The 25573-nt window shown below is 69.3% G+C and carries 20 protein-coding genes and 1 tRNA gene; 9 read left to right on the top strand and 12 right to left on the bottom strand.

From position 1 onward, the window contains the following. Position 1: 1 nt before the first annotated feature. Positions 2-304, top strand: coding sequence for a hypothetical protein (locus tag ACFOYW_RS12380; protein WP_390229264.1), 303 nt, complete (start codon positions 2-4; stop codon positions 302-304). Between the two features lie 35 nt (positions 305-339). Here ACFOYW_RS12380 and ACFOYW_RS12375 read toward each other — a convergent pair whose 3' ends face one another. Together ACFOYW_RS12375 and ACFOYW_RS12370 are read right to left on the bottom strand one after the other, a co-directional pair. Then, a complete protein-coding gene (locus tag ACFOYW_RS12375) occupies positions 340-1023 on the bottom strand; it encodes an endonuclease/exonuclease/phosphatase family protein (RefSeq protein ID WP_390229650.1) in 684 nt (227 codons plus the stop codon). A 10-nt stretch (positions 1024-1033) separates the two neighbouring features. Beyond that, positions 1034-4135, bottom strand: coding sequence for an alpha-mannosidase (locus tag ACFOYW_RS12370; protein WP_390229262.1), 3102 nt, complete (start codon positions 4133-4135; stop codon positions 1034-1036). A gap of 165 nt (positions 4136-4300) precedes the next feature. Here ACFOYW_RS12370 and ACFOYW_RS12365 point away from each other — a divergent pair, with 165 nt between their 5' ends. Further along, the gene (locus tag ACFOYW_RS12365; RefSeq protein ID WP_390229260.1) at positions 4301-5776 is read left to right on the top strand and encodes an MFS transporter; all 1476 of its coding nucleotides are present in this window, start codon (positions 4301-4303) and stop codon (positions 5774-5776) included. Positions 5777-5824: 48 nt separating this feature from the next. Here the strand turns inward: ACFOYW_RS12365 and ACFOYW_RS12360 are convergent, their stop codons facing one another. The 3 genes from ACFOYW_RS12360 to ACFOYW_RS12350 all read right to left on the bottom strand — a co-directional run bounded on the left by ACFOYW_RS12360 (position 5825) and on the right by ACFOYW_RS12350 (position 9988). Then, positions 5825-6406, bottom strand: a complete 582-nt coding sequence (locus tag ACFOYW_RS12360; protein WP_390229258.1) for a signal peptidase I — start codon at positions 6404-6406, stop codon at positions 5825-5827. A gap of 68 nt (positions 6407-6474) precedes the next feature. After that, entirely contained in the window at positions 6475-7176 is a 702-nt protein-coding gene (locus ACFOYW_RS12355; protein WP_390229256.1) for a hypothetical protein, read from the bottom strand. 115 nt (positions 7177-7291) lie between these two features. Next, on the bottom strand, positions 7292-9988 hold the full coding sequence (locus ACFOYW_RS12350) for a helix-turn-helix transcriptional regulator (protein WP_390229254.1): 2697 nt from the start codon (positions 9986-9988) through the stop codon (positions 7292-7294). A 200-nt stretch (positions 9989-10188) separates the two neighbouring features. Here ACFOYW_RS12350 and ACFOYW_RS12345 point away from each other — a divergent pair, with 200 nt between their 5' ends. From ACFOYW_RS12345 to ACFOYW_RS12335, 3 genes are all read left to right on the top strand, one after another. Then, entirely contained in the window at positions 10189-10914 is a 726-nt protein-coding gene (locus tag ACFOYW_RS12345; RefSeq protein WP_390229252.1) for a hypothetical protein, read from the top strand. A gap of 105 nt (positions 10915-11019) precedes the next feature. Then, positions 11020-11649, top strand: a complete 630-nt coding sequence (locus ACFOYW_RS12340; RefSeq protein WP_390229250.1) for a hypothetical protein — start codon at positions 11020-11022, stop codon at positions 11647-11649. A gap of 12 nt (positions 11650-11661) precedes the next feature. Next, a complete protein-coding gene (locus ACFOYW_RS12335; protein WP_390229248.1) occupies positions 11662-13302 on the top strand; it encodes an RCC1 domain-containing protein in 1641 nt (546 codons plus the stop codon). Between the two features lie 120 nt (positions 13303-13422). Here the strand turns inward: ACFOYW_RS12335 and ACFOYW_RS12330 are convergent, their stop codons facing one another. From ACFOYW_RS12330 to serS, 6 genes are all read right to left on the bottom strand, one after another. Next, the gene (locus ACFOYW_RS12330; protein WP_390229246.1) at positions 13423-14175 is read right to left on the bottom strand and encodes a hypothetical protein; all 753 of its coding nucleotides are present in this window, start codon (positions 14173-14175) and stop codon (positions 13423-13425) included. Positions 14176-14556: 381 nt separating this feature from the next. Beyond that, positions 14557-15789 carry a multidrug effflux MFS transporter gene (locus ACFOYW_RS12325; RefSeq protein WP_390229244.1) on the bottom strand — a complete coding sequence of 411 codons (1233 nt, stop codon included), beginning with the start codon at positions 15787-15789 and terminating at the stop codon, positions 14557-14559. 67 nt (positions 15790-15856) lie between these two features. Then, complete coding sequence (locus ACFOYW_RS12320) at positions 15857-17158, bottom strand: LCP family protein (RefSeq protein ID WP_390229242.1); 1302 nt, start codon at positions 17156-17158, stop codon at positions 15857-15859. 118 nt (positions 17159-17276) lie between these two features. Further along, positions 17277-17361: transfer RNA gene (locus tag ACFOYW_RS12315), tRNA-Ser, on the bottom strand. A 14-nt stretch (positions 17362-17375) separates the two neighbouring features. Further along, the gene (locus ACFOYW_RS12310) at positions 17376-18167 is read right to left on the bottom strand and encodes an HAD family hydrolase (RefSeq protein WP_390229240.1); all 792 of its coding nucleotides are present in this window, start codon (positions 18165-18167) and stop codon (positions 17376-17378) included. Continuing rightward, a complete protein-coding gene (serS, locus tag ACFOYW_RS12305; protein ID WP_390229238.1) occupies positions 18167-19468 on the bottom strand; it encodes a serine--tRNA ligase in 1302 nt (433 codons plus the stop codon). Before serS ends, ACFOYW_RS12310 begins: the two co-directional genes overlap by 1 nt. A gap of 34 nt (positions 19469-19502) precedes the next feature. Between serS and ACFOYW_RS12300 the strand changes: the two genes are divergently transcribed. Beyond that, positions 19503-20516, top strand: coding sequence for a diacylglycerol/lipid kinase family protein (locus tag ACFOYW_RS12300; protein WP_390229236.1), 1014 nt, complete (start codon positions 19503-19505; stop codon positions 20514-20516). Positions 20517-20520: 4 nt separating this feature from the next. Beyond that, positions 20521-21342, top strand: coding sequence for an SGNH/GDSL hydrolase family protein (locus ACFOYW_RS12295; RefSeq protein WP_390229234.1), 822 nt, complete (start codon positions 20521-20523; stop codon positions 21340-21342). Here ACFOYW_RS12295 and pheA read toward each other — a convergent pair. Then, positions 21267-22244, bottom strand: coding sequence for a prephenate dehydratase (pheA, locus tag ACFOYW_RS12290; RefSeq protein ID WP_390229232.1), 978 nt, complete (start codon positions 22242-22244; stop codon positions 21267-21269). The two genes, ACFOYW_RS12295 and pheA, sit on opposite strands and share 76 nt — an antisense overlap. 188 nt (positions 22245-22432) lie before the next feature. On the opposite strand from pheA, the gene ACFOYW_RS12285 reads away from it, so the two are divergent. Next, complete coding sequence (locus ACFOYW_RS12285; RefSeq protein WP_390229230.1) at positions 22433-23920, top strand: HNH endonuclease signature motif containing protein; 1488 nt, start codon at positions 22433-22435, stop codon at positions 23918-23920. Positions 23921-23950: 30 nt separating this feature from the next. Then, a complete protein-coding gene (gene pgm / locus ACFOYW_RS12280; protein WP_390229228.1) occupies positions 23951-25573 on the top strand; it encodes a phosphoglucomutase (alpha-D-glucose-1,6-bisphosphate-dependent) in 1623 nt (540 codons plus the stop codon).

The raw sequence follows: 25573 nt of genomic DNA, 5'->3' as shown, positions 1-25573 counted from the left end.
CATGCCTGAAAACGACAGCGCTCAGCCCACGAGCAACGCGCTCAACATCCTCTTCGACCTGCGCATGATCATCGCGGTGCTCTTCGTGATCTACGGCGTCATCTGCGTCATCTGGGGCGCGGCGTTCACGCCGAGCAACCAGCTCGCCAAAGCGGACGGCTTCAACGTCAACCTCGTCGCCGGCATCGGCATGATCGTCGTCTCCGGGCTCTTCGTCTGGTGGGCGCTCGCCAAGCCGATCACGCAGAACGCGATCGCGAGCAGTCAGGAAGAGAGCGAACAAGAGGCGCGCAAGAACCTCTAAGTGCGAGGGGGCGGATGCGTCACGCATCCGCCCCGCTACTCGCCTACGGCCTTCTGGTACTCGGCGGACACCATGATCGGCCGGTGGTCCGACGCGCCCGCCGGCAGCGTCTGGACGCCACCGATCGCCAGCCCGACCGAGGTCGCGAAGTCGAAGTGGCCCTTGAAGTAGCGGTACCGCGCGTACGTGGTCTGGTCGCTCAGTGACAGCTCGTAGCCCGACTGGACCATGCGCGCCCGCAGGCTCTTGTGGAACCACGGGTAGTTGTAGTCGCCGACCATGAGAGTCGGGGCACTCGCGCCGAGTTCGCGCAGACGGTCGTGCGCCGCCTGGATCTGAGCCCGGCGCAGCGAGTTCAGCGCGGTCAGCGGGGCGGCGTGGAAGGAGGCCATCACGACCTCGCGGCCCTCCTCCTCGTCGCGCAGACGCGTGCCGACCAGGCGCTCGTCGGCCGGCGCGAGCACGTGATCGTGCAGCGACTTCTTGAGCGCGAAGGATTCGGCGGCCACCAGCTCGAATCGCTTCCGGCGGTAGTAGAGCGCGAGGCCCAGCCGGTTGCGCAGCGTCGCACCCGCGAGGCGCAGTTCGCCGATGTTGTCGGGCAGGCCCGTCGAGCCGCACTCCTGAAGGCAGAGCACGTCGGGGTCGAAGCGCCCGACGAGCGACACGAGCTCGCCGCTCGCATGATTTTCGCGAAGGTTGTAGCTGATCACTCGCATCATGACCAGCCTACGAGCGCGGCGTCGCCGGCGGCAGGATTGCGCGGGTGTCGGACGCACTTCCAGCGCTGACAGGGCTGAACCGCAGCGTGCGCACCTCGAACGGCGTAAGGGAGAGCTCGACCGAGGCGCCGCCGCGCGAAGCATCCGTACTCGTGGACTCCATCTCGTCCTCGATCAGCGACACGACGCGGGCCGCGCTGAATGGCCCCGCCACCCGCACGACCCCGCGCGTCCGCCTTCCCTGCGCCTCATAGACGCGCACGATCAGATCGCCCGAGCGGTCGTGCGCCAGCTTGACGGCCGAGATCAGCACCCCGTCGCCTTCCGCCTCGACGAGCGGCGCGACCGGCGCGGCACCCGCGCGCTCACGCTCCGGCGCGTTGAGCGCGATGCCGGCCTCGGTCGCACCGAGCGCATCGGCGCCGATGACGAGACCGTACGCATGCGTCTGAAGGCCCTGGTCGGTCTCGGGGTCCGGGAAGCGCGGTGCCCGCAGCAGCGACAGGCGCAGCGTGGTGGTGATGTCAGCGTCGGGTGTCGCGTGGCGGGTCACGTCGTAGCCGTAGGTCGAGTCCGTGATCAGGGCGACGCCGAATCCGGGCTCCTCGGCGAGTACGAATCGGTGCATGGATGTCTCGAATTTCGCCGCCTCCCAGCTCGTGTTCGTGTGCGTGACGCGCTTGTAGTACCCGAACTGCGTCTCGGCCGCGGTGTGCTCGGCGCGAACGTCGAGGGGGAACGCGACCTTCAAGAACTTCTCGGTCTCGTGCCACTCGGTGCTCTGGTCGATGCGGAGGGCACGCGACCCGGGTGCGAGGCTCAGCACCTGCCTGACGCTGGACGCCGAGAAGCTGCGCTCGATCGCCACGTGCGCGCCACCCGCGTCCTGCTCGACGGTGAGGCTGTCGACCTCACGCAGGTCGGTGACGCGATTGCGGTAGTACCGGTCGACGTCCCACGCGTCCCACTTGTTCGGGAAGTCCTGGTGCAGCTGGAGCAGGTTCGCCTCGGCGCCGGGGGCGATCGCGTCGCGGCCGGTGGCGAGATCGACGGCGGAGACGATGAGGCCCTCCGGCGAGATGACGATCTCGACCAGTTCGTTGCGCAGGGTCACGCCCCGCTCGTCGCGGGTCGCAGTCACAGGCGCTTCCGCCGGGGGCCCCTGCAGCACCCCCGCACCCAGCGCAGGCGCACCGGCCCGCACGAAGGGCGCCGCGTTGAACACGAGCACCGACTCGCCGGTGCCGGCCAGCGCGTCGAGCGCGCGCCCGATGATCGCCTCGGCCCCCTCGGCCACGCGCCGCAGGTTCTCGACGGCCTCGCGGTGCACCCAGGCGATCGACGTTCCGGGCAGGATGTCGTGGAACTGGTGCAGGAGCAGCACCTCCCACAGCTCATCGAGTTCGTCGTACGGGTACGCGAACCCGGCTCGCACCGCAGCCGTCACCGCCCACAGCTCGGCCTCGATGAGCAGGTGCTCACCGCGCCGGTTGCCCTGCTTGGTCGTGTGCTGGCTCGTCAGCGTGGCCCGGTGCAGCTCGAGGTAGAGCTCACCCACCCACACCGGCGGCTCGGGCAGCTCGGCCTTCGCCCGGTCGAAGAACGCGTCGGGGTGCTCCCAGCGCACCCGCGCGCTGCCCTCCAGGTCGGCCACACGCCGCGCCTTGCCCGTCATCTCACGCGTCGTGCCGCCGCCCCCGTCGCCCCAGCCCACCGGTGCGAGCGACGCCGATGCGCGCCGGGACTCGCGGAACTGGCGCGTTGCGCGGGCGAGCTCCGCGCCGGAGAGCTGGGAGTTGTAGGTGTCCATCGGCGGGAAGTGGCTGAAGATGCGCGACCCGTCGATGCCCTCCCACTCGAAGGTGTGGTGCGGGAAGCGGTTCACCTGGTTCCACGAGATCTTCTGCGTGAAGAACCAGTCGAAGCCGGCTCGGCGCATGAGCTGCGGAAGCTGAGGCGAGTAGCCGAAGCTGTCGGGCAGCCACACGCCGCGGCACGTGACCCCGAATTCCGAGCGGAAGAACGACTGGCCGTAGAGGAACTGGCGAGCAAGCGCCTCGCCGGTCGGCATCACGGTGTCGGATTCCACCCACATGCCGCCGAGCGGAACGAACCGGCCGGCGCCGACCGCGGCCTTCACCCGCGCGTACACCTCGGGGCGGTTCTGCTTGATCCACTTGTACTGCTGGGCGCTCGACATGCCGTAGCGGAAGTCGGGCTCCTCGTCGATCAGCGTCGCCATCGTCGAGGTCGTCCGCGCGACCTTGCGGACCGTCTCGCGCAGCGGCCACAGCCACGCCGAGTCGATGTGCGCGTGCCCGATGGCGGCGATCTCATGCGCGGATGCCTCGGCCGGCCGCGCCAGCACCTCGGCGAGCGCGGCGCGCGCCTCGGCCACCGTCTCGGAGATGTGTTGCAGGTCGAGCGCGTCGAGGGCATCGTCGAGGGCCTGGAGGATCTTCATGCGGCGCGGGGAGTTCTCTGGCAGCTCGGCCTGCAGCTCGACGAGCACCTCGATGTCGAGGGCGAGCTCGTGCACCTCGGCGTCGAACACGGCCAGGTCCATGTGCCGGGTCGTGTAGAGCTTGCGCGGTGAGGAGGTCCGGATGTCGCCCTCCTGCGTCGGCAGGAAGGGGTGGTGATCGAGCAAGACGGGGTTTGAGGCGGCCTCGACGAACAGCTCGACCGGGTCGCCCGGCGCCGCGGCATCCGTCACCCGCACCCACTGGTTGCGCGGATTCAGCGACTTGATCGGCTGCGGCTCACCGCTCACGGCGTCGCGCACGTAGACGAGGCCCTCGCACTGGAACCCCGTCATGTTGACGTCGAAGCCGAGGTCGACGACGGCCTCGATTCGCTCCCCCGCCCAGTCCTCGGGCAGGCGGCCCGTGAGCCGGAACCACGTCGTGCCCCATGCGGCTCCCCACGACGTGCCGATCTCGTAGGGCGCGAAGTCGAGCGCGATGCCGTCGACGGGCGCGATCGGCTCGCCCGGCAGTTCGTGCCACTCGACGTCGAGCGGTACGCGTCGCGCGTGGATCGCCGGCGTGATGCGCTCGCTGAGCACCCGGCTCGCGCGGCCTACGGTCAGTGGGATGTCGTCGTGCATGAAACTTCCAGTCAGTGGCTCAAGGGGCGGAGTTCGAATGCTGCTGCCGTCAGGGGAATGATTCCGTGATCTGCTACGTTCTGGCCACTGCCAATGCCACTGTGTCGATGAAGACGCGATCTGAAGTTCTACCCTGCCCCGTCTGTGCCGACCAGGAGACATCTCATGTCCGAAACTTCCGCCCCGAGCGCCACGCGGTGGTGGGTTCTCGCCACCGTCGCAACCGCTCAGCTGATGGTGGTACTCGACTCATCGGTCGTGAACATCGCGCTGCCGTCCGCCCAGAAAGACCTCGGCTTCACCAACGCCGAACGGCAGTGGGTCGTCACGGCGTACTCTCTGGCCTTCGGCAGTCTGCTGCTGCTCGGCGGCCGCCTGTCGGACATCGTCGGCCGTAAGGTCACGTTCATCATCGGCCTGATCGGCTTCGCGGGGTCGTCGGCGCTCGGCGGTGCGGCGACCAGCTTCGGCATGCTCGTCGCGGCGCGTGCGCTGCAGGGAGCATTCGGCGCGGTACTCGCACCCACTGCCCTGGCTGTTCTGACGACCACCTTCACGATCCCACGCGAACGCGCGCGCGCCTTCGGCGTATTCGGCGCGATCGCCGGTGCGGGCGGTGCTGTCGGTCTGCTGCTCGGCGGATTCCTCACCCAGGACCTCAGCTGGCGGTGGAGCCTCTACGTCAACATCGTCTTCGCCATCGTGGCGGTGATCGGCGCCTTTATCTTCGTGCACACGCCCCGGCTCGGGGAGGCACGGCCTCGCCTCGACATTCCGGGCGCGGCGCTCATCAGCGGCGGCCTGTTCGCTCTCGTGCTCGGCTTCTCGAACGCCGAGACGGACGGCTGGGGTGCCGTGCAGACCTGGGGTCTGCTTGTGGCGTGCGTCATCCTGCTCGCCGCGTTCGTGCTGTGGCAGAGGCGCGCCTCGCACCCGCTGTTGCCGCTGGCCGTCGTTCTCAACCGCAACCGCGGAGCGTCGTTCCTCTCGATCCTCATCGCCGGGTCGGGCATGTTCGCCCTCTTCCTGTTCCTGACGTACTACCTGCAGAGTTCGCTCGACTACTCGCCGATCAAGACGGGCGTGGCGTTCCTGCCGATGATCGGCATGCTGATCCTGAGCGCGCAGTTCGGCACCAACGTGTTCAATCCGCGCTTCGGGCCGAAGATTCTCGTTCCGATCGGCATGTTCGTCGTCGCGATCGGCATGGTTCTGCTGACGCGGCTCGGTGACCACAGCACCTATGCGGCCGACGTGCTGCCGCCGCTGATGGTGATGGGCGCGGGTATGGGCTCGATCATGCCGCCGTCGATCCAGACCGCGACGCTTGGCGTCGACCGCCACTTCGCGGGTGTGGCCTCAGCGCTCGTCAACACGAGCCAGCAGGTCGGCGGGTCGATCGGCACGTCGTTGCTGAACACCATCGCGGCGAGCGCGGCCACTGCGTATGTCACGGCCCATCAGCCGCCGACTCAGGCGGTCGCCATCGAGGCGACCCTGCACAGCTACACGACGGTGTACTGGGTCACGGCCGGCATCTTCACCGTGGGCGGCCTCCTCGCGGCGTTCCTCTTCCGACGCCGCCGGGAGCTGGCCGTCGCCGCCGCCGCGGAGCCTGCGAACTCGGCGGTCGCCGCGTAACCGCTGCCCCGCATTGGTTTTCAGCGCTGCGGTCTCCGCGCTGAGATCTCAGTGCTGCGGCGCCCCGCGGTACACCGCGATGATGCGCTCGGCCTCTTTGCGGCTGAGGCCATCGATCGTTGAACCGTCGGGCATTGCGACGGCGACGGTGGAGCGTCCCCAGAAGGCGAAGGTCAGCGTCCCGAGCATGATGGCGACGGCGTACACCGGGTAGGTCTTGACCCATTCCGCGACCGCGCCGAGCACCGGGATGTCGCCTTTGTAGAGCCCCGCGGTGCGCACCGTGTACGGCTGCGGGTCGGCCAGCTTGTTGGCGTCGCCCTTGAGCGTCAGACGGTACGTTCCGTTGCTCGCGGCGGCGATGTGCTGGATGCGGTGCGTGACGACCCCATCCGTGTCCTGACGGGGCAGCTGCACGATGTCGCCGACCTTCAGCGTCGATGCCGGTACCTCCTTCGTGAGCACGATGGACCCGACGGGAAGCGTGGGACGCATCGAACCGGAGACGACATCCGCCGGGCGAAGCCCCATGACGAGGGCGACGGCGACGAAGACGATGGCGAGTGCGCCGATGACGGCCACGGCGGCGAGGACGATGTTCTGAGTGATTCGCACGGGTGCGGTGCGCATGGTGACTCCCCTTCGGGTGGTTGTGCCCCGCCGCCCGGCGATGAGAGCAGCGAACGGCGGGGAAGCGATCAGTTGGCGTTCGCGGACGTGCCGTCGACCTCGGCGATCAGGTACGCGGCCTGGCCTTCGAGGGCGTTGTTCTCCGCCTGGGTCGCCTGAGCGGGCAGGTGCACGGTGACGGTGTAGGTCTGAACCTGGCCGGGTGTGAGCTCGGGGCTGCTGAGTGCGACACCGGCGTTGAGGTCGGCGTAGCTCACCGCGGTGACGGTGTCGGTGCCGTCGGTGACGGTGAACTGCAGCGCATCGAGCATGGTCGTGTCGGTGGTCTGGGCGGGGTCGGGGATCAGCTTGAAGTCGGCGAGCTCTGCGTTCTGCGTGCTGGTGGGGTCGTTGCGGACGTAGAACGTGGTGGTCACGTCGGTGCTCGCGTCGCCCGGGATCAGCTGGCTGGCACCGTCGATCGAGAGGTCGATGGGCGCCTGGACATCGTCGGCCGTGTTGTCGGTCGTGCCCGCGGTGTTCGGATTGGTCGTGTCCACCCAATCGGAGTTATCCGAGCTGATCTGGATGTTCCAGTTGGCGGCCGCATAGCCGCCCTGGCCGGGCCCGTTGTTGAGGCCGGCGTACTCGGAGTCCGTGAAGGCCGCCATCGTCGCGCCGACGATGCCGGCTGTGGCGAGGGACGCGACCGCGAGCATTGCCGCAGCGCGACGGCGCCTGTGTGACTTGGTGACCACGATCGGGGCGGCACCGCCGATGTTGTCGCTCATATGGATCTCCCCTTTCCGGAGCTGCGTTGTTCGCATCTCCATGGTGGGGATCCGGCCCAGGCCGATGACCGCATGAGTACCGGCGCTGAGTGGCACCCGGGTCATGGTGAGGTGGTCAGACGCCGTTCTTGAGTAATGCAGCGGCCAGCGCCTCGCGGCTGTCGATTCCCAGCTTGCGGAAGGAGCGGCTCAGGTGGTTCTCGACCGTGCGCACGCTGAGCCTCAGGCGCTCGGCGATGTCCTGATTGCTGAATCCCTGCGCGGCGAGGTTCGCGAGCTGCCGCTCGCGCGCCGTGAGCTGAGCGGCCGGCGCGAGCCCGTTCGCGAGGTAGCGGTAGCCGGGTCCCGCCTGCTCGAGGTCCGCGCGCAGCTGCTGCGCCTCGTTCTGGGCGGCGGGGTCGTCGTCGCCGAGCAGGCCGACGGCGGCGACGCGCAGCCGCAGCCCGAAGCCGAGGTAGCCGGCGCCGGCCAGCGCCGCAGCCTCACGCAGCTGCAGCGCGGCGTCGTCACTGCTGAGCGCGACGCAGTAGCGCGCGATCATCGACACGAGTTCCGACTCGCACCTCGCGGCGAGCGCGGCGACATCGGCGGCGCGGGATGCCTGCGGCGACGTCTCGATCGACCTGAGCCCCGTCGCGGCGGCGGTCACCGGGTAGTCGCGCGCCGCGAGGTCCTCGAACGCGTGCCACAACTCATCGGCGACATCGATGACGTCGCGGCCGGTGACGAGGTCGGCGTGGGCCCACGCCAGGTCCGCGACCATGACCGGGAACGGTCCCCGGCGAAGTCCGATCGCCGCCACCTGCTCCGCGAGCGAGCGCACGACTGCGGCGCGGCCGCTGCGCGCGGCCAGCCGCGTCGCGACGACGAGGGTGCCGAGCTTGTAGTGCGAGTACCGCAGGGGCGTGTAGCCGAGGGCGAGCAGCGGCCCGATGTGCTCACGCAAGACGTCCTCATCACCGCGCAGGAAATAGACGAGGGTGAGCACGTAGCCGTGGGAGATGATCGACGCGGGGTCGAGCGTCGCGAGCCCGTCGTCGTATCGGGGCCGTGCCCACCGCTCGGCCTCGTCGAGGCGCCCGGCGACGACGAGCGCGACGCCGCGCACCGCGTCCATCCCCTCTCGGATGATCGGGTCCGTGAGGTCGGCCGGCGCGGACTCATCGAGCACGGCGAGCGCGCGTTCGGGGAATCCCGCGGCGATGAGCTCTTCGGCCCGCAGCTGCCGCTCGAATTCGGCGACGAGCGGAGCGATGGGCGGAACGACGGGCTGAGCGACGGGCGGAGCGACCGGCTGAACGACGGGCGGAGCCACCGGCGGAGCGACGTTGGATGACGCGCCGCCCGGCTGCACGGGCAACGCGCCTGCGGCGCCCGCGCTCTGCGCGCGGTCGAGGAAGAGGCGCAGATGGCGGCGGTTCGCGTCGAGCAGGCGGGACCAGGCGCCGACGGTCGGCCTGACCTCGTCGAGCAGCGCCTCCGCCGCGGCGAGGTCGTGGTGCGCGTAGGCGATGAGGAGCGCACGCCACACCGTGAGCAGGGCGCGCCCTTCCAGATCGGCCGGCGCGACAGGAGTGCTCAGCACTCTCTCGGCCTCGTCCAGGTCGAAGCCGCGCACGAGCAGGCTGAGCGCGTAGTTCAGAGCGGATGCCGCGTCTCCGCGTCGCTGCCACTCCGCCCGCAGCACCAGTGACTCCGCGGTCCGCTTCTCGAACACGAGCCGGTTCAGGACGACGTTGGCCTGCTCACGGTCTCCCCCGCCGCCGAGAGCGGCGCGCGCGTTCATGGGGTCGGCGAGTCGCGTCTGCACCTGCACCTGTCCCGGCGCATCCGCCCGTGCGAGGCGTTCGCTGACGCTGCCGAGCACGCGCAGCCGGCGGGCGCTGATGCGATCGTCGTGGAGGAACTCCGCGAGGAGCGGCGGGTACACGCCGACCAGAACCCCGCTCGGGGCATCCGTCAGCGTGAGCAGTCCGCGATCGTCGAGCGCCTCCAGCTCCTCCCACCCGATCAAGCGCTGCGCCACGTCGATGTCGACCGTGCCGACCAGGGCGAGCGCCGTGATGCCGTCAAGCGCCGCGGGCTCGAGGCCCTGCAGGAACGGAGCGACCGCGTGAGACAGCTCAGGGGTCCACAGGCGCGCCCCGGCCGACCATGCCCCGTCGTTCTGCGGGATGAGGCCGCGGCGCTGGGCCGTGCTCGCGATCATCGCGATGAGACCCGGCAGCCCGCCGGCGCGCGCGTGCATGAGCGCGACCACGTCGCTCGGGATCTGGCGGCCATCGCACGACGCGCGCACGATCTGCACCGAGTCCTCGAAGGACACCGGCGGCATGCTGAGCTGCACCCCCGGGTGCACCAGAGCGGCCAGAGACAGCCGCGCCGGCTTGCGCGCCGTCGACTCGGACGACAGCAGCGGAACGCGGGTTGCTCCCCCGACATCGATCGCGGCCGAGATCGCTCCGACCGACGCATCGTCGAGCAGGTCGGCGTCGTCGGCGACCACGACGGAGTTCCGGCCCTCGAGCGCGCGGCGCAATGCCTCCACCGCCGATGACACCGTGATGCGGGTGCGCCCCGCGGCCGACGGGCCGAGGTCGGCGAGGGCGAGGGCTTCGAGCGGCCTGTCCGCGAGAGCGCTGTTGCCGCTCACGCGCACGACGAGCCAGCCCGCCGCCTCCAGCGCGTCCGCGATCGAGCGCAACAGGGACGAACGGCCGGAACCGGGGAGCCCCCGGAGGTTGACGCTCGTGCCGGAGCGCAGATACTCCAGCGCGTCGCGGCGCACCGCATCGAGCGTGAGCTCCGCCACCAGGAACGCCTCCCCTCGCCGTGCCATCGAGCGTAGCGCTCGGCCCAGGCGTAGCGCTTAGCCCAGGCGTAGCGCTCAGCCCGGCGTGGCGCTCACTCACTCGCACCCCGCCCACCACTCAAGTGCGCCACTCACCGGCCTCCCGCGCGCGGGCGCGGGCCTGGACTGGACATACCAGCACGCGAGTGACGAAAGAGAGCATGATGAAGAGCACCGCGACCGACGGGACGACACCGGATACTCCGGTGATCGTCAAGCCGAAGCTGCGCAAGCGGCGCCTCGCCGGCCTCCTCTTCTTCGGGGTGCTCGCGGCCGTCGGCATCGCGGCGGTCACCACGGCTGCCTTCACCGATTCCGAGTACGCGGGCTTCAACAGCACGGGCGGCGGTCTGGGTGCGGCGACGTGGAACATCCAGGTCGCCGGCGACAGCGGGGCCTGGCTCGACACCACGAGCCCCTTGACCCCCGGCACCGCAGACAACCTCGCGACCGATACCGCCGCGCCCGCCGTCGTCGCCGGCAGCAGCGTCGGCAACGTTGCCGCGAACAACCTCATTCCGGGCGACGCCACGACCAACCAGACCTTCACGTTCACCGTCCGCAACGCGCCGAACAGCACCCAGAGCGCAGTGATCGACGACTTCAAACTGGTGCTCGACACGAACGCCGGCACGTCGGACACCGCGCTCCTCAGCGCCCTGCAGTTCTCCGTCTCAGACGGATCGGCGACCGTCACGCAGCAGAGCTACACGGACCTGGCCGCGGGCGTCGACCTGTCGAAACCCCACCTCGCGCCGGGCGATGTACAGAGCTACACGGTCGTCGTGAGCCTGCCCGACCAGGGCAGCGCGACCGCGAACGCCGCCCTGCAGGGCCAAGCCGCGTTCCTCACCGCCGAGGTCGACGGGGCGTCGAGCACCAGCTGAGCGGGCCGCCCGACCGGAGCCGGCCTCACCCAAAGAACTCCTCCGCGTTCCCGCTCGTTTTCACTCGTTCCCGCTCGTTCCCACTCGTTCCCGAAAGGATGCCGGATGCCTGACTATCCCGTCATCGTTGCGCGACCCCGTCGCGCGCGGCGCGCGATCTTCGGCGCACTCGCGGGCGCCGTGCTCGTCGCGCTCGCGACGACGGCCATGACCGATGCCATGTACAGCGACTCGGAATACACGAACCTCCCCACGGTGGGCGCCGGCAGCTACGACCTGCAGATCAGCCCCGACGGGTCGACCTGGTCCGACACGATCGCCCCGGGCGCGAGCGGCAGCGACAACATCCCGGCCGACACGCAGGCGCCCCTGACCTTCTCCGTCGCGAACGGCGGCGCGATGCTGCCGGGCACCACGGCGACGACATCCTTCTGGGTCCGGAACGCGCCGACGTCGACGACGGACTCGACCGCGACCCTCGCCATCGTGCAGAACCCCGCAGCCGACAGCAGCGCCGCGATGCTCGCCGCGCTCAGCTGGGCGGTGGTGAGCGCGGACGGCGCCATCGACGTGTCGGGCGTGCCCACCACCGCGCTCGGCGCGCTCCCCCTCGACGCGCTCGCGCCGGGTGCCTCCGTCAAGATCAGCGTCTCGGCGCAGCTTACGAGCGCGGTGCTCGCCAGCTCGACCGTCGCCATGGTCGCGCGGGTGTCCGGCGCATCCACCACTGGCTGAGGAATCCGCATCATGAACGTGAACCGACTTCGGCGGCCCATGCGCCTCATCGTGGCGGGGCTCGCCGTCGCCGCGCTCCCCGCGACTTTCTTCACCAGCGTCACCAGCGCCGCGTTCACCGACAGCGAGTACGGCACGATCGCCCTGACCGCGGCGCGGCAGCCGCCGGTGATCAGCGCCGTGACGACCGGGACCGACGGGCACGCGAAGGTCACGAGCGCGTTCGTGGGCCAGCTCGGCGCGACCGGGCAGCCGAGCGTCGACGCCTGGTTGCGGAGCCTCACCACCGCGAATGACTCGGTGCAGGGCGACATCACCGCCTCCGAGACGTACACCTCGTCGCCGAACCTCACCGGCGCGGCGATGGGCACCGCGATGGGCAGCTACACGATCACCTACAACGTCTCCAACAACCAGGACGTCGCCGCGACACCCGTCAGCGTGCCCGTCAGCATCTGGGGGTTCGTGAAGATCGCGACCGCGAACGAACAGCAGACGGCCGCCCACACGCTGGCCCTCGGGTCGAACGGCTCGGTCTACGGCTGGGGGTACAACCCGTACGGCCAGGCGAACCCGAGCAAGGTCGGCACGAACGTCCTCATGCCGACGTTGCTGAGCATGCCGTCAGGCTTCAGCTCGCCCGCCGTCGACGTGGCGACCAGCCAGGGCACCTCCTACGTGCTGGACGCGGCCGGCGTGCTGTGGTCTTGGGGGTACAACCCCGACGGCGAGGCCGGTCAGGGCACCACGGCGAGCCCCGCAGGGATCGGGCAGGTCAAGATTCCCGTTCCCGTGCAGATCCGGCCCAATGCCGCCATCGGAGCCGCGCCGTCCTACGGCACGATCGCCGCGTCGACCTACACGGCCTCCGCGGTCGGAACGGACGGTCACGTGTATTCGTGGGGATCCGCCAACGGATACTTCGCCAACGGCAACATCCTGGGCTCGTCGATGTCGACGCCCACCGCGGTCACCGGCATCCCCGCCTCGGCGACGTGGGTGGCTCAGGGCGGCTGGGGTGGCGGCGCGATCGCGGCCGGCGGTCAGGTGTTCGTCTGGGGCACCGCCGCCGAGGGCGAACGCGCGAACGGTACAACGATAGGCACGACAGGCATCGCGACCCTCGTCATGACGTCGCTTCTCACGAGCCTCGGCAACGTCACGCAGCTCTCTTACAGCGCTCGGCATTTGATCGCCCTCGACACGAGCGGCGCGGTCTGGGGCTGGGGCTACAACTCGACTTACCAGCTCGGCTCGAAGAGCAGCGCGGGCGCCTCGCTCGGAACCGGCGACGTGCTGTACGCGACCCAACTCGGCGGGTGGCCGAGCGGCGTCTCGAGTCTGAACGCCGGCTACGACTACTCACTCGCGGTCACCTCGCCCGGTGCCCTCTATTCCGTCGGGTACGAGTCGGACAATTCGCTCATGAATGGCGTCAATTCGGGCGGCGTGGTCACGACACCGACGCTGGTCGTCGCCTCGGGCGTTGCGCAGGCTTCGGGCAGCTACGACGTCAGCACCTACCTCAGCACCGACGGCAGCACGGTCTACGGAGCCGGTTACGGCGGCGACGGCGAGCTCGGAAACGGCACGACCAGCAGCTCGTACACGCAGAACACCCCGTGGACCTTCACGCCGCCGAGCCTCAACTGAGCAGCGCCCCCTGACGCGCGGGGTGCCCGATTCGCGCAAGTGTGCCCAATACAACGGGAACACTCGCGCGAATCGGGCACAGTTCATGCCGCCGAACGCGCCCTTAGGCGGCCGTGAGGGTTACGGCGCGAGGGCCGGGTATGCCTTCAGGTAGGTGAAGTCGAACGAGGCGACCGCCACGCGCGACTCGCCCTCGGGCACGGACTGCCCGATGGGGCCGGCCGCCAGCTCGTCGATGGTCGGCGTGATCGTCAGGTCGATCGAGGTGCCCAGGGAGCCGGGCAAGCTGAGGTATTCCCTGCCGGAGTTTCCCAGAGTGATGCGCGCGTCCGACCGCTGCGGGGTAAGCACCGCGCTCATCAGCTTAAGCTCCACATAGCCGCCTTCAGCGCGCCAGTTCTCGAACGCCTGCTTCACCGAGATCGGATTGGCCAGGGTTCCGAGGTCGAGGTCGATGCGGCCCCTGTAAAGGCCCGCCGGTTCCTGCTGGAAGCTGATCGGCACGTTCGCGGACAGGTGCGTCGCGGCAGCAACCCGCGAGTCGCTGGCGGCCTCCGTGGCGAACACGGCGTCCCAGTCGGCGTTCGCATCGCCCACGTTGGTGAACTCCCACTTCGACGGCACGCTGCCGTTCACCACGCCGGCACTCGTGTACTCGATCGCGAACGGCGTGCCGTCGACCTTCACGTCCGGAGCGGTGGCGTGCGTGCCCTGCACCGTCGAGCGGTTGTTGCCGACCGAAGCGCTCAGGGTGTCGAGCGCGCCGATGCCGACGACACCGGCCGCCAGAGCGGTGACCGACCCCACGATGATCAGGCGTTTCGCAAGCCGGCTCTTCTTCGTTCCCGGCTCTGACACTGGCAATTGCGTCACGTCTCGTGATCCTTTCGTCAATGAGATTGGCGAGCAGGCGGGTCGCCCGGCCACCACTGGCTCCGCCTGGCGAAAACGCCGCCGCGGCGAAGCACACGTAACAGTCGCGACTCTGAGTGCTGCGTGGTGGACCGAATGCGTGGAGGCACGCACGAACTGGCCCGGTACCCCACGGCGCACCACTCACCGGCTTCGGAGGCCTAGGTGGTACATGCGTGGTTCCACGTAGACGAGCCGGCGACACCCGCGAGTTTGCTGGACCATGTCGGTTGCACACACCTAGGTTTTACCCATTCATGAGTGGCCGGGAGTCGGGGTCGTGGGCGGCGGGTCGGGAGGGCTGGGGTTGAGAGAGTCGGCGGTACGACGCGGTGCGCGAGGTCAGGCAGCCGTCCGCGCGAAGCCGCGCTCGGCGTCGGGGTGGCGGCGCACGAACGCCCGGGCAGAGGCGAATGCGCCGAGCGCGCACACGCCGCTCGAGACCATCACGATCGCGAACGGGAGCGCCGTCGCATCGCCGGCGACGCCACCGAGGGGTGAGATGGCACCCCCGAGCAGGAACATGAGGCCACCGATCACCGCGCTGCCCGCACCGGCGATGCCACGGCTCTGCTCCATCGCGAGGGCGGTGGTGTTGCCCTGAATGAATCCGACCGAGGTGACCGCAAACCACAGCGGGAACACGATCAGCCACGTCGGCAGCGGCGACAGCACAACAGCGAGCACCAGGGCCGCACCGAGAACGGCGATGACCAGAGCGACTCGGACGACGCGAGCCGGGTGCACGTGCCGCCGCGCGAGGCGCACCGAGGTGGCGCCGCCGAGCATCATGCCCAGGGCGTTCGCGCCGAACGCCAGTCCGTACGCCCAGCTCGGCATGCCGATCACGCGCTGGTAGACGAACGACGACGACGAGATGTACGCCATCAACAGCCCGAAGGTGAACGCGATCGTCGCCGCATAGCCCAGGAAGCCCGGGCGGCCGAGCAGCTGCCCGATGTGTGCATATCGCAGCCGTGGGGTGCGGCGCTCGGGCGGCAGCGACTCGCGCACCGCGGTGAACGCCCCGAGCGCCTGGATCACCGTCACCGCGAGCACCACGCCGAGCACCCCGCGCCACGAGAGGTGGCCGGCCACGAGGCCGCCGACCACCGGTGCGATGATCGGCGCGACCGTCACGATCGTCTGCAACAGCGCCAGCGAATGGGCGGCGACGAAGCCGCTCGTGCGGTCGGTGACGATGGCGCGGCTCACCACCATGCCGGCCGCGCCGGCGAGCGCCTGCACGAACCGCGCGCCGATCAAGATCTGCACGTTCGGCGCGAACACCGCGGCAGCCGCCGCGAGCACTGCGATGGAACTGCCGATCAGCAGCGGGCGGCGCCGCCCGAAGCGATCCGAGATCGGGCCCCACGCCACCTGGCCGAGGCCCGCGCCCACGAGGAACGCGGTGATGGTGAGCTGCACGCTCGCGGCATCCGTATGCAACGACCGCAGCACCTGCGGGAATGACGGCAGGTAGAAGTCGATCGACAGCGGAGCGGCTGCCGCCAGCACCGACAGGACGACCAGCAGGCCGACGCCCAGCCCGGGCTCGGCACGCTGGTCACTCACTCGCTAGAAGCTACCGGAACTAGAAGTTGCCAGCACTAGAAGTTCCCGGCACTAGAAGTTACCGGCACTAGAAGTTACCGGCATTGACGCCCTTGGTGCAGGTCTGCTCCGCGGCGGTCTGACCCGTCGCGTTCTGACCGAGCGCGACCGCCGTCGGCTTCGGCGTCGATGTCGGCGTCGAGCCACCCGGCGTCTGTGTGGGCGAAGGAGTAGAAGTCGAGGCCGCCGTGGGGCTCGGCGAGGCCGTCGAACCGCCCTTCAGCTCCGTTCCGCGCCCGGTCGAGGCCGAGAGCGAGACTGGCTCGTCCTTCTGAATCGCCTGCGCGAGCACGGGCCCCTCGGTCTCATCAGGGACGACGCGGTTGGCGTTCGTCGGGTCCGCGACGACGGGGTACTGCACGAAGGTGATCTGCGACAGCGGGATTCCCTTGAGCGCGAGCGCCATGCCGACCATGGTCTGGCTCGACCGCAGCGTGTCGGAGAGCGTCATGTTCTTGGTGGCGGCATCGGCCAGCTGGAACAGCTTCACCGGGTTAGCCAGTGTGCCTGCTGACGTCGTCGTGCGCAGTAGCGACGACAGGAAGTTCTGCTGGCTGCTGATGCGGCTCAGGTCGCTGCCGTCGTCGACACCGTGCCGCGAGCGCAGGAACTCGAGCGCCTGCTGGCCCTTCAGAGTGGACGTGCCGGCCGGCAGCTTCAATCCGACGTACGGGTCGCTCAGCGGCGTCGCAAGGCAGACGGGAACTCCGCCGACCGCGTTCGACATCGCGGCCACACCGTCGAAGGTGATCTCGGCCGCGTAGTTGATGTTCGTGATGCCGAGCAGGTTCTCGATCGTGAGCACCGGGCAGGCGAGGCCGCCGTAGCTGAGCGACGAGTTGAGCATCTGCGACGACATCGCGTCGTACCAGCCGCCGTCGGCGTTCGGGCACTGCGGGATCGACACCATCATGTCGCGGGGGAAGCTCACGACCGTCGCCGCCGTGTGCGCCGCGTTCACGTGCAGCAGCATCGTCACGTCGTTGTTGCCGAAGCCGCTCGACGCGCTCTGGTCTGCGGCATCCGAATACTGCGCGCCCTGATCGGTGCGCGTGTCCGAGCCGACGAGAAGCATGTTGAACTCGCCGTTGAGTGCCGACGCCGAGACCGACTTCGCAACCGAGCTGCCGTCCTGCTGGACGAGGTGGACGACCGGGTGCGAGACCACATTGCCGGTCACGTCGGCGAGCGCGATGCCCGCGATTCCGGCCGTGCTCACCACCGCGACGGTGACGACAGCGGCCACGAGTTTGCCCGCGAAGACAAGCGGATGCCTGGCCGCGGCCTTCCCATGCCGCACCATCGCCATCGCACGTCGCGGAGAACTCATATCACCTCAGGTTTCATGGCGCCCGTCGAGGGAGGCGCGCGTCGAGAAAAGCCTGAGGGCCATTATCACGCAACGGCTTGTGCGTTTGGTAAGCGCGCCATCGAAGGCCGCCGAACGGCGGATGCGGAGGGATTTGAACCCCCGGACGATCGCTCGTCAGCGGTTTTCAAGACCGCCGCATTAGGCCGCTCTGCCACGCATCCGTGGTCGAGTCTAGTCAGTCGATCCGGGCGAGAACGGCGGCGAGGCCGTCATCGTCGACGGCACCCGTGATCTCGTTCGCCGCGGCCTTCACCTCGTCGGGCGCCTGGCCCATGGCGACCGCACGGCCGCCGCCTGCGACCGCCCATCGGAACATCTCCACATCGTTGCGGCCGTCACCGACGACGAGCACCTCGGAGCCAGGAATCCGTAGTTCGTCGCGCACGCGCTCGAGCGCGGTCGCCTTGTTCACGCCGATCGGCGCGATGTCGAGCCACGCCGTCCAGCCGATCGAGTACGACACCTCGGTGAGGCCCATACTGCGCACGATGTGCAGGAACTCCTCGGTGCCGAGGTCGGGCGAGACGACGACGACACGGCTCGCGGGGAATCCGCTCAACTGCTCGAAGTCGACCTGCTCGGCGTTCGTGAGCGACCACTCGGTCATGCCCTCGGTGTACCGGCGGAAGCCCACGGCGTCTTCGACCAGGTAGCTGCCGCGCGGCAGATGGCCGCGGATCGTCTCGAGCACCTCGGTCGGGTCGAAGGTCTCGACCCACTCGCGGCGATACCCGCTCGGCTCGGCGAGGTCGCGCTGCATCACCGTGGCCCCGTTGGCGCAGACGACGTACTCGGGCGCGAGGCCCAGCCCGTCGAGGATCGGCGCCGCGGTCTCCCAGCTGCGGCCGGTGGCGAGCGTCACCTCATGGCCCAGGCGCTGCACGCGATCGACCTGCTCGCGCACGGCGTCGGAGATGGATTCGTCGACGTGCAGCAGCGTGCCGTCGACGTCGAGGCCGATCAGCATCAGCGGGCCGCTACGGGCGTCAGCACCTCGAGGCCGCCGAGGTACGGCCGCAACGCCTCGGGCACGCGCACCGAGCCGTCGGCCTGCTGGTGCGTCTCGAAGATCGCGACGATCCAGCGAGTCGTGGCCAGCGTGCCGTTGAGCGTCGCGACCGGCGTCGTCTTGCCCGCGCTGCCGGCGCTGCCGGCGTTTGCGGCATCCGTCGCGCGGTATCGCACGCCCAGCCTGCGCGCCTGGAACGTCGTGCAGTTCGACGTCGACGTCAGCTCCCGGTACGCGCCCTGGGTCGGCACCCAGGCCTCGACGTCGTACTTGCGCGCCGCGGACGAGCCCAGATCACCGGCGGCCGTATCGATGACGCGATAGCTGAGGCCCAGCGCGTTCATCATCTCTTCCTGCCACCCGAGCAGCCGGGCGTGCTCCGCCTCGGCGTCCTCCGGCTTCGTGTAGACGAACATCTCGAGCTTGTTGAACTGGTGCACACGGATGATTCCCCGAGTGTCCTTGCCGGCCGAGCCCGCCTCGCGGCGGTAGCACGTCGACCAGCCGGCGTACCTGAGCGGGCCGTTCTCGAGGTCGACGATCTCGTCGGCGTGATACCCGGCGAGCGCGACCTCGCTCGTGCCCGTGAGGTAGAGGTCGTCGGCCTCCAGCCGGTAGATCTCGTCGGCGTGCGCGCCGAGGAACCCCGTGCCCTGCATGATCTCGGGCTTCACCAGCGTCGGCGTGATGAGCGGAATGAAGCCGTTGGCGAGCGCCTTGTCGAGCGCCATGTTCATGATCGCGAGCTCGAGGCGAGCACCGATTCCCTTGAGAAAGTCGAAGCGCGCGCCCGACACCTTCGCGCCGCGCTGCATGTCGATCGCGTCGAGCAGCTCGCCGATCTCGAGGTGGTCGCGCGGGGTGAAGTCGAAGCTCGGGATCTCCCCGACCGTTTTGACCACCACGAAGTCGTCTTCGCCGCCGGCGGGCACGCCGTCGATGACGACGTTGCCGAGGCGGCGAACGGATGCCTCGAACACGGCCTCCGCGTCGGAGACGGCGGCCTGCGCCGCTTTGACCCGCGCCGCGAGGTCCTGCGCCTGCGCGACGAGCGCCGCCTTCTCGTCCTTCGGCGCCTTCGCGACGAGCTTGCCGTGCGCGTTCTGCTCGGCGCGCAACGCCTCGAAGGCGCTGATCGCGCTGCGACGCTCGATGTCGGCGGCGATGGCCGCATCAACCGTCTCGGCAGACTCACCCCGGGCCACCTGCGAGGCTCTCACGACATCGGGATTCTCGCGCAGCAGAACGGGGTCGATCACATGCCTCAGTCTATGGCCGCGGTAGTTTGGGCTAATGACTGAGGCCCGCGACTCCGCCGGCACGGTCGCCGCCATCGTCAATCCCATCAAGGGCGATGTCATGCGCGTGCGTCAGTCGATCGCGCGGCACGCGTACGACTCCGATGCGGGGCGTCCGCTGTGGTTCGAGACGACGCGCGACGACGACGGCGCCACAGCGGCCGCCGAGGCCGCCGCCGCGGGCGCGCGACTCGTCATCGCATCGGGCGGTGACGGCACCATCCGCTCGGTGGCCGCGGCGCTGCGCAACACGGGCACTGCACTCGGCATCGTGCCGAGCGGCACCGGCAATCTGCTCGCGCGCAACCTCGGGATCCCGATCGGCCACCCCGACGCGGCCGTCGAGCTCGCCTTCACCGGCGCGGACCGGGTCGTCGACGTCGGGATCGCCGAGTTCACCTCACCCGATGAGCGGGTGACCGAGCATCCGTTCATGGTCGTCGCCGGCGTCGGCGTGGACGCCGCCATGATCGCGAACACCAGCCCCGCGCTCAAACAGCGGATCGGGTGGATCGCCTACGTCGACGGCGTGCTGCGCTCGGTGTTCGTCTCGAAGCCGACTCACACGAAGCTGCGCGTCGAACGGCCAGGCGGCGAGGACACCGTGCGCTCGTTCGACGCGCATTCGGTGCTCGTCGGCAACGTCGGAGCGCTGCCGGGCGGCGTCGAGCTGCTGCCCGGCGCGCTCATCGATGACGGCGTGCTCGACGTGGCCGTGATGCACCCCAAGACGGTGTTCGGCTGGCTGTACATCGGCCGCGCCGTCATGTGGGAGAACCACGTCCTGCGGCGCACCGGCTTCGGCCGGAAGATGATGTCGTTCCGTTCGCGCGTGCTCCCGAACGTGCTCGAGTACACGCGCGGCCCGGTCGTCTCGCTGAAGCTCGACCACCCGCTCGACGCCGAGCTCGACGGCGACGCGTTCGGGCTCGTCACGGCGGCCCGGTTCCGCACCGACCCCAGAAGCCTGATCGTCAGGGTGCCCCCCGAGGTCGCGCGCGTACCCTGAGACCATGCGGGCACGGAGCGCGATCGTCGCCGCGGGGGCCGTCGGGCTCGCCGTCGGCGCAGGGCTGATCTGGGGGCGCTGGCTCCGCCGCCGCCAGCTGACGTGGCAGCGCCTGCTCGCCGACAACATCCCGGTGCACAGCGCGTACTGGCGCGCCCGGCGCGAGCTGCCCGGCGACCTCGTCTACATCGCGATCGGCGACTCGGCCGCCCAGGGCATCGGAGCCTCGCGGCCCGCCCGCAGCTACGTCGGCGTGCTCGCGAAGCGCCTCGAGAAGCGCACCGGACTCGCGGTGCGGGTCGTCAACCTCAGCATCTCGGGTGCCACGCTCGGCACGGCGATCGAGAAGGAACTGCCGCGCTTCCTGCACATCAGGTCAGAGCTGGTCGACGCGGCCGTCATCACCGTCTCGGTCGGCGCCAACGACATCGCCGCGTGGGACGCTGAGCGGTTCGAGCGCGAGCTCGACCTTCTGCTCTCCCAGCTGCCGCCCCACGCCATCGTCGCCGACCTGCCGAGCTTCTACTTCCTGCCCGGCGAGCGGAAAGCCCTCGCCGGCAATCGGATTCTGCGCAGCACCGCCGCGAAATACGGGCTGCGCGTCGTCGACCTGCACGACACGATGCGCCGCGAGGGCGTGCGCGGCGTCACCACCCAGTTCGCCGGCGACCTGTTCCACCCGAACGACCGCGGCTACGTGGTCTGGGCGAACGCGTTCGAGCAGGCAGTGCGCGACCGAGTGGTGCAGCTTCAGGACTCGGTGGGCTCCGCGCTCACGAGTGCCCTCAGCCAGTCGCGCGCCTCGACGAACACCTCGTCCGCGTAGCGCGGATCGAACTCGGGCGGCTCGCCATCGGCCCTCGGGTATGACCCGAGGAAGATCACGCGGGGCGTGAAGCGGTAGAGGCCGAGCACCGCGTCGGCGATGCGCTCCTCGGTGATGTGGCCCTCGAGGTCGATGATGAAGCGGTGCCGCCCGAGCGCGTCGCCGATGGGCCGCGACTCGAGCAGGCTCATGTTGACGCCCCGCGTGGAGAACTGCTCGAGCAGCTCGACCAGCGAGCCCGGCGCGTCGCTCGGCAGCTCGGCGATGAGACTCGTCTTATCGGCGCCGGTGCGCGGCGGGATCGCACGGCTGCGGCTGACGAGAGCGAAGCGCGTCACCGCGTGCGGGTTGTCGATGATCTTCTCGGCGAGCACGTCGAGCGGGTGATGGTCGACGATCGTGGGCGGCGCGATGGCCGCATCGGCGACGGATGCCGGATTGCCCGCCGCATCCGTCTCGAGCAGCTGCGACGCCGCCTGCACGTTACTGCCCGCGGGGACATAGGAGTGCTCAGGCAGGTTCTTGTCGAGCCAGCCGCGGCACTGCGCATACGCCACCGGGTGCGCGGCGATGGTGCGCACCTGGTCGATCGTCGTTCCCGGCCGCGTCACGAGGACGAAGCCGACGGGCACGAGGTACTCGCCGATGATGCGGAGGCCCGGCACGGTCGCGAGCGCGTCCTGCGTCGCGGCGACACCGCCGTCGATCGAGTTCTCGATCGCGATCACAGCCGCCGTCGACCGGCCCGTGACGACGTCGTCGAGCGCCTCGCCCACGTTGTTGACGGCCCGCCAGGGCTTGCCCTGCGCCGCGTCGACCTGCTTGAGCGCGAGCTCGGTGAACGTGCCGGCGGGGCCCAGGTAGCTATAGGTCTCTGAGGCGTTCTCACCGTGCGTTGTCACGGGATTCAGGGTAGTGGGGATCGGGGGTGGGGCGCGGGGTGGGGCGGGGGTGGCGTACCGGGGGTGGGCGCGGGCGGCGCGGCGGGTCTTGCCCAGCACCGGAGACCATTTCGCTGAGTTGTACACAGATTCGGCTCTGAGTAGCCTTTCGGGGCGCTGATGTCGGTGGTCACTCGTAGCTTTGTCTCATGGCCGAGATCATCAGGCGGGTTCGCGAGCTGACTGCTTCCGCAGTCGACGCGCTCCCCGACGTCAACGACGTCGCCGTGCTGTCCGGCGCGGCGACGACGACGCTGCTGACCGAGCTCGCGGCCCTGCGACGGCGAGTCGACGCCGCGATCTCGCTGGTCGCCGCCGACATCGACCGGAAGTCCGCGCGAGATCTCGGGCCCGACTCACTGGCGCGGCGCGCGGGCGTGAAGTCCGGCGCAGAACTCGTGCAGAAGATCACCGGGAGCACGCGCGGCGACGCGATCAAGGCCGTCCGAGTCGGCGGAATGCTCGAGACGGCGCACGCGATAGCTCCACTCGCCTCTCCCGACGCACGGGAGCGTGGCACAGCGCCGCGCGCGACGCTGTCTTTCGAGCCGGCGCCACGATCGCTCGATGTGCTGCGCACGCTGACCGGCGCATGGGACGCGCCAGTCGCGGTGGCGATGCGCAATGGGTGGCTCTCCACCGACCAGGGCGACCGGCTGAGAGCCGCGCTCGGCGAGCCGTCGCCGGCGGAGCGAGGGGGCGCCTGGCGCGACGCGGCCCTGCAGCTCATCGACGACTGCTGGCAGGGCGAGCTCACCGCGGAAGACGTGTCACGGGCGGCGAAGGCGATGCGCGCCTGCCTCGACCGCGAGTGGGCCCGCGAGAACGCGGAACGGCTCCACTCGCAGCGCTCGTTGAAGCGGGTGGTACGCGCCGACGGCATGGTCAAGTACGACCTGCTGGTCGATCCCCTGACCGACGCCGAGATCTGGACTCCCCTCTTCCGTCATCTCGCACCGCGCCTCGGCGGCCCGCGCTTCATGACAGCGGAAGAGCGCGAGCGCGCCACCGAGCTCGAGCTCGACCCTCGGTCGAACGAGCAGCTGCTCGCCGACGCGCTCACCGGCTTCGTCGCAGCGGGCGTCGCGGCATCCGGCGAGTTCGGAAAATACGTGCCCACGGTGAACATCGCCGTGACCACGACGGAGCTCCGCAGTGCGATCGCCTCCCCCGGCGACGGTCTCGGGTGGCTCGACGGGGTGAGCCAGCCCGTCGGCGGTGCTCAGATCGTCAGCGCGATCTGCAACGGCGCGGTCGCCGGGGTGCTCTTCGACGAGACGGGGCGAGCGATCGACGCGACCAAAGCCGAGCGCACCTTCTCGACACGACAACGCAAGGCATTGGCGCTCAGAGACGGCGGGTGCCTGTGGCCCGGGTGCACGATGCCACCGGCTGCGTGTGAAGCGCATCACGTCAATCCGTGGTCCGAACATGAGCTGAATCACAAGACGGAAACCAGAGACGGGGTTCTGCTGTGCAGGTTCCATCACCTCAACCTGCACAACCAGGGCGGCCGGGTTGAGCGGCGCGGATCGAGGTACTCGCTCGACTGGCCGGGGCGAGAACCCGTACGACTCATCCCGAAGCACGGCGTCATCGCGCAACTGCGAGTTCGCACGCCCGCAACGGGGTGTTGAGAGCCGGGCGGCGCTGACAGGATGGGGAATATGACTTCTCGTGCAGGGACGTACGCGCAGGAATCCGATCTGATCGACGACGAAGCCGTGGTCAGGGCCTACTACGAGCTGAAGCCCGACGCGTCGATCCCGGCACAGCGGGTCGTGTTCGGCACCTCGGGGCACCGCGGTTCGTCGCTCGACACCGCGTTCAACGAAGACCACATCGCGGCATGCACCCAGGCGATCGTCGAGTACCGCGAGACGCAGGGCACGACCGGCCCGCTGTTCATCGGCGCAGACACGCACGTGCTCTCGGGCCCGGCGATGACGACCGCGCTCGAGGTGCTCATCGGCAACCAGGTCGAGGTGTACACCGACGCGCACGACGACTACGTGCCGACGCCGGCGGTGAGCCACGCGATCATCAAGTACAACCGCGAGCACCCCGGTCTCCCGCAGGCCGACGGCATCGTCGTCACGCCGAGCCACAACCCGCCCCGCGACGGCGGCTTCAAATACAACCCCCCGCATGGCGGTCCCGCTGACACCGACGCGACGAGCTGGATCGCGAACCGCGCCAACGAACTCATCGCCAATGGGCTGAAGGGGGTCGATCGCGCAGAGCCGAGCGGGGTCGAAGGCTACGACTTCTGCGAAGAGTACGTCGCCGACCTGGTCAACATCATCGACATCGACGCGATCAAGGCCGCGAGGGTGAAGATCGGCGCTGACCCGCTGGGCGGCGCATCCGTCAGCTACTGGAAGCTGATCGGCGAGAAGTACGGGCTCGACCTCACTGTCGTGAATCCGCGCGTCGACCCCAAGTGGCCGTTCATGACGCTCGACTGGGACGAGAAGATCCGCATGGACCCGTCGAGCAAGTTCGTGATGGCGAGCGTTCTCGAGCACAAAGACGAGTACCAGGTCGTGACCGGGAACGACGCCGACGCCGACCGGCACGGCATCGTCACCCCCGACGGCGGTCTGCTCAACCCGAACCACTATCTCGCGGTCGCAATCCAATACCTCTATTCGCACCGGCCGGACTGGCGAGCGGATGCCGCGATCGGGAAGACCCTCGTGTCGTCGTCGATCATCGACCACGTCGCCGAGTCCCTCGGCCGCCGGCTGTGGGAGGTGCCGGTCGGCTTCAAGTGGTTCGTGCCCGGCCTCGTCGACGGCTCGGTCGCGTTCGGTGGCGAGGAGTCAGCCGGTGCCTCGTTCCTGCGCAAAGACGGCACTGCGTGGACGACCGACAAGGACGGCATCCTGCTCGCCCTGCTCGCGAGCGAGATCATCGCCGTGACCGGCAAGAGCCCGTCGCAGCTCTACCGCGAGCTGACTGAGAAGTTCGGCGACCCGGTCTACGAGCGCATCGACGCGGCCGCGACGAAGGAGCAGAAGGCGAAGCTCGGCAAGCTGTCCGGTGATGCGATCACCGCGACCGAGCTGGCGGGCGACCCCATCGTCGCGAAGCTGTCCGAAGCGCCCGGCAACGGTGCGGCTGTCGGTGGCGTGAAGGTCGTCACCGAGAACGCGTGGTTCGCCGCGCGGCCGTCGGGCACCGAAGATGTGTACAAGATCTATGCCGAGTCATTCAAAGGTGCAGAACACCTCGCCCAGGTGCAGGCTGAGGCCAAGCGCATCGTCGACGAAGCGCTCGAAGGGTAG

The organism is Gryllotalpicola reticulitermitis, from assembly GCF_042651345.1.
Lineage (GTDB): Bacteria > Actinomycetota > Actinomycetes > Actinomycetales > Microbacteriaceae > Gryllotalpicola > Gryllotalpicola reticulitermitis.
This window is presented reverse-complemented; position numbering and strand designations above follow the sequence as displayed.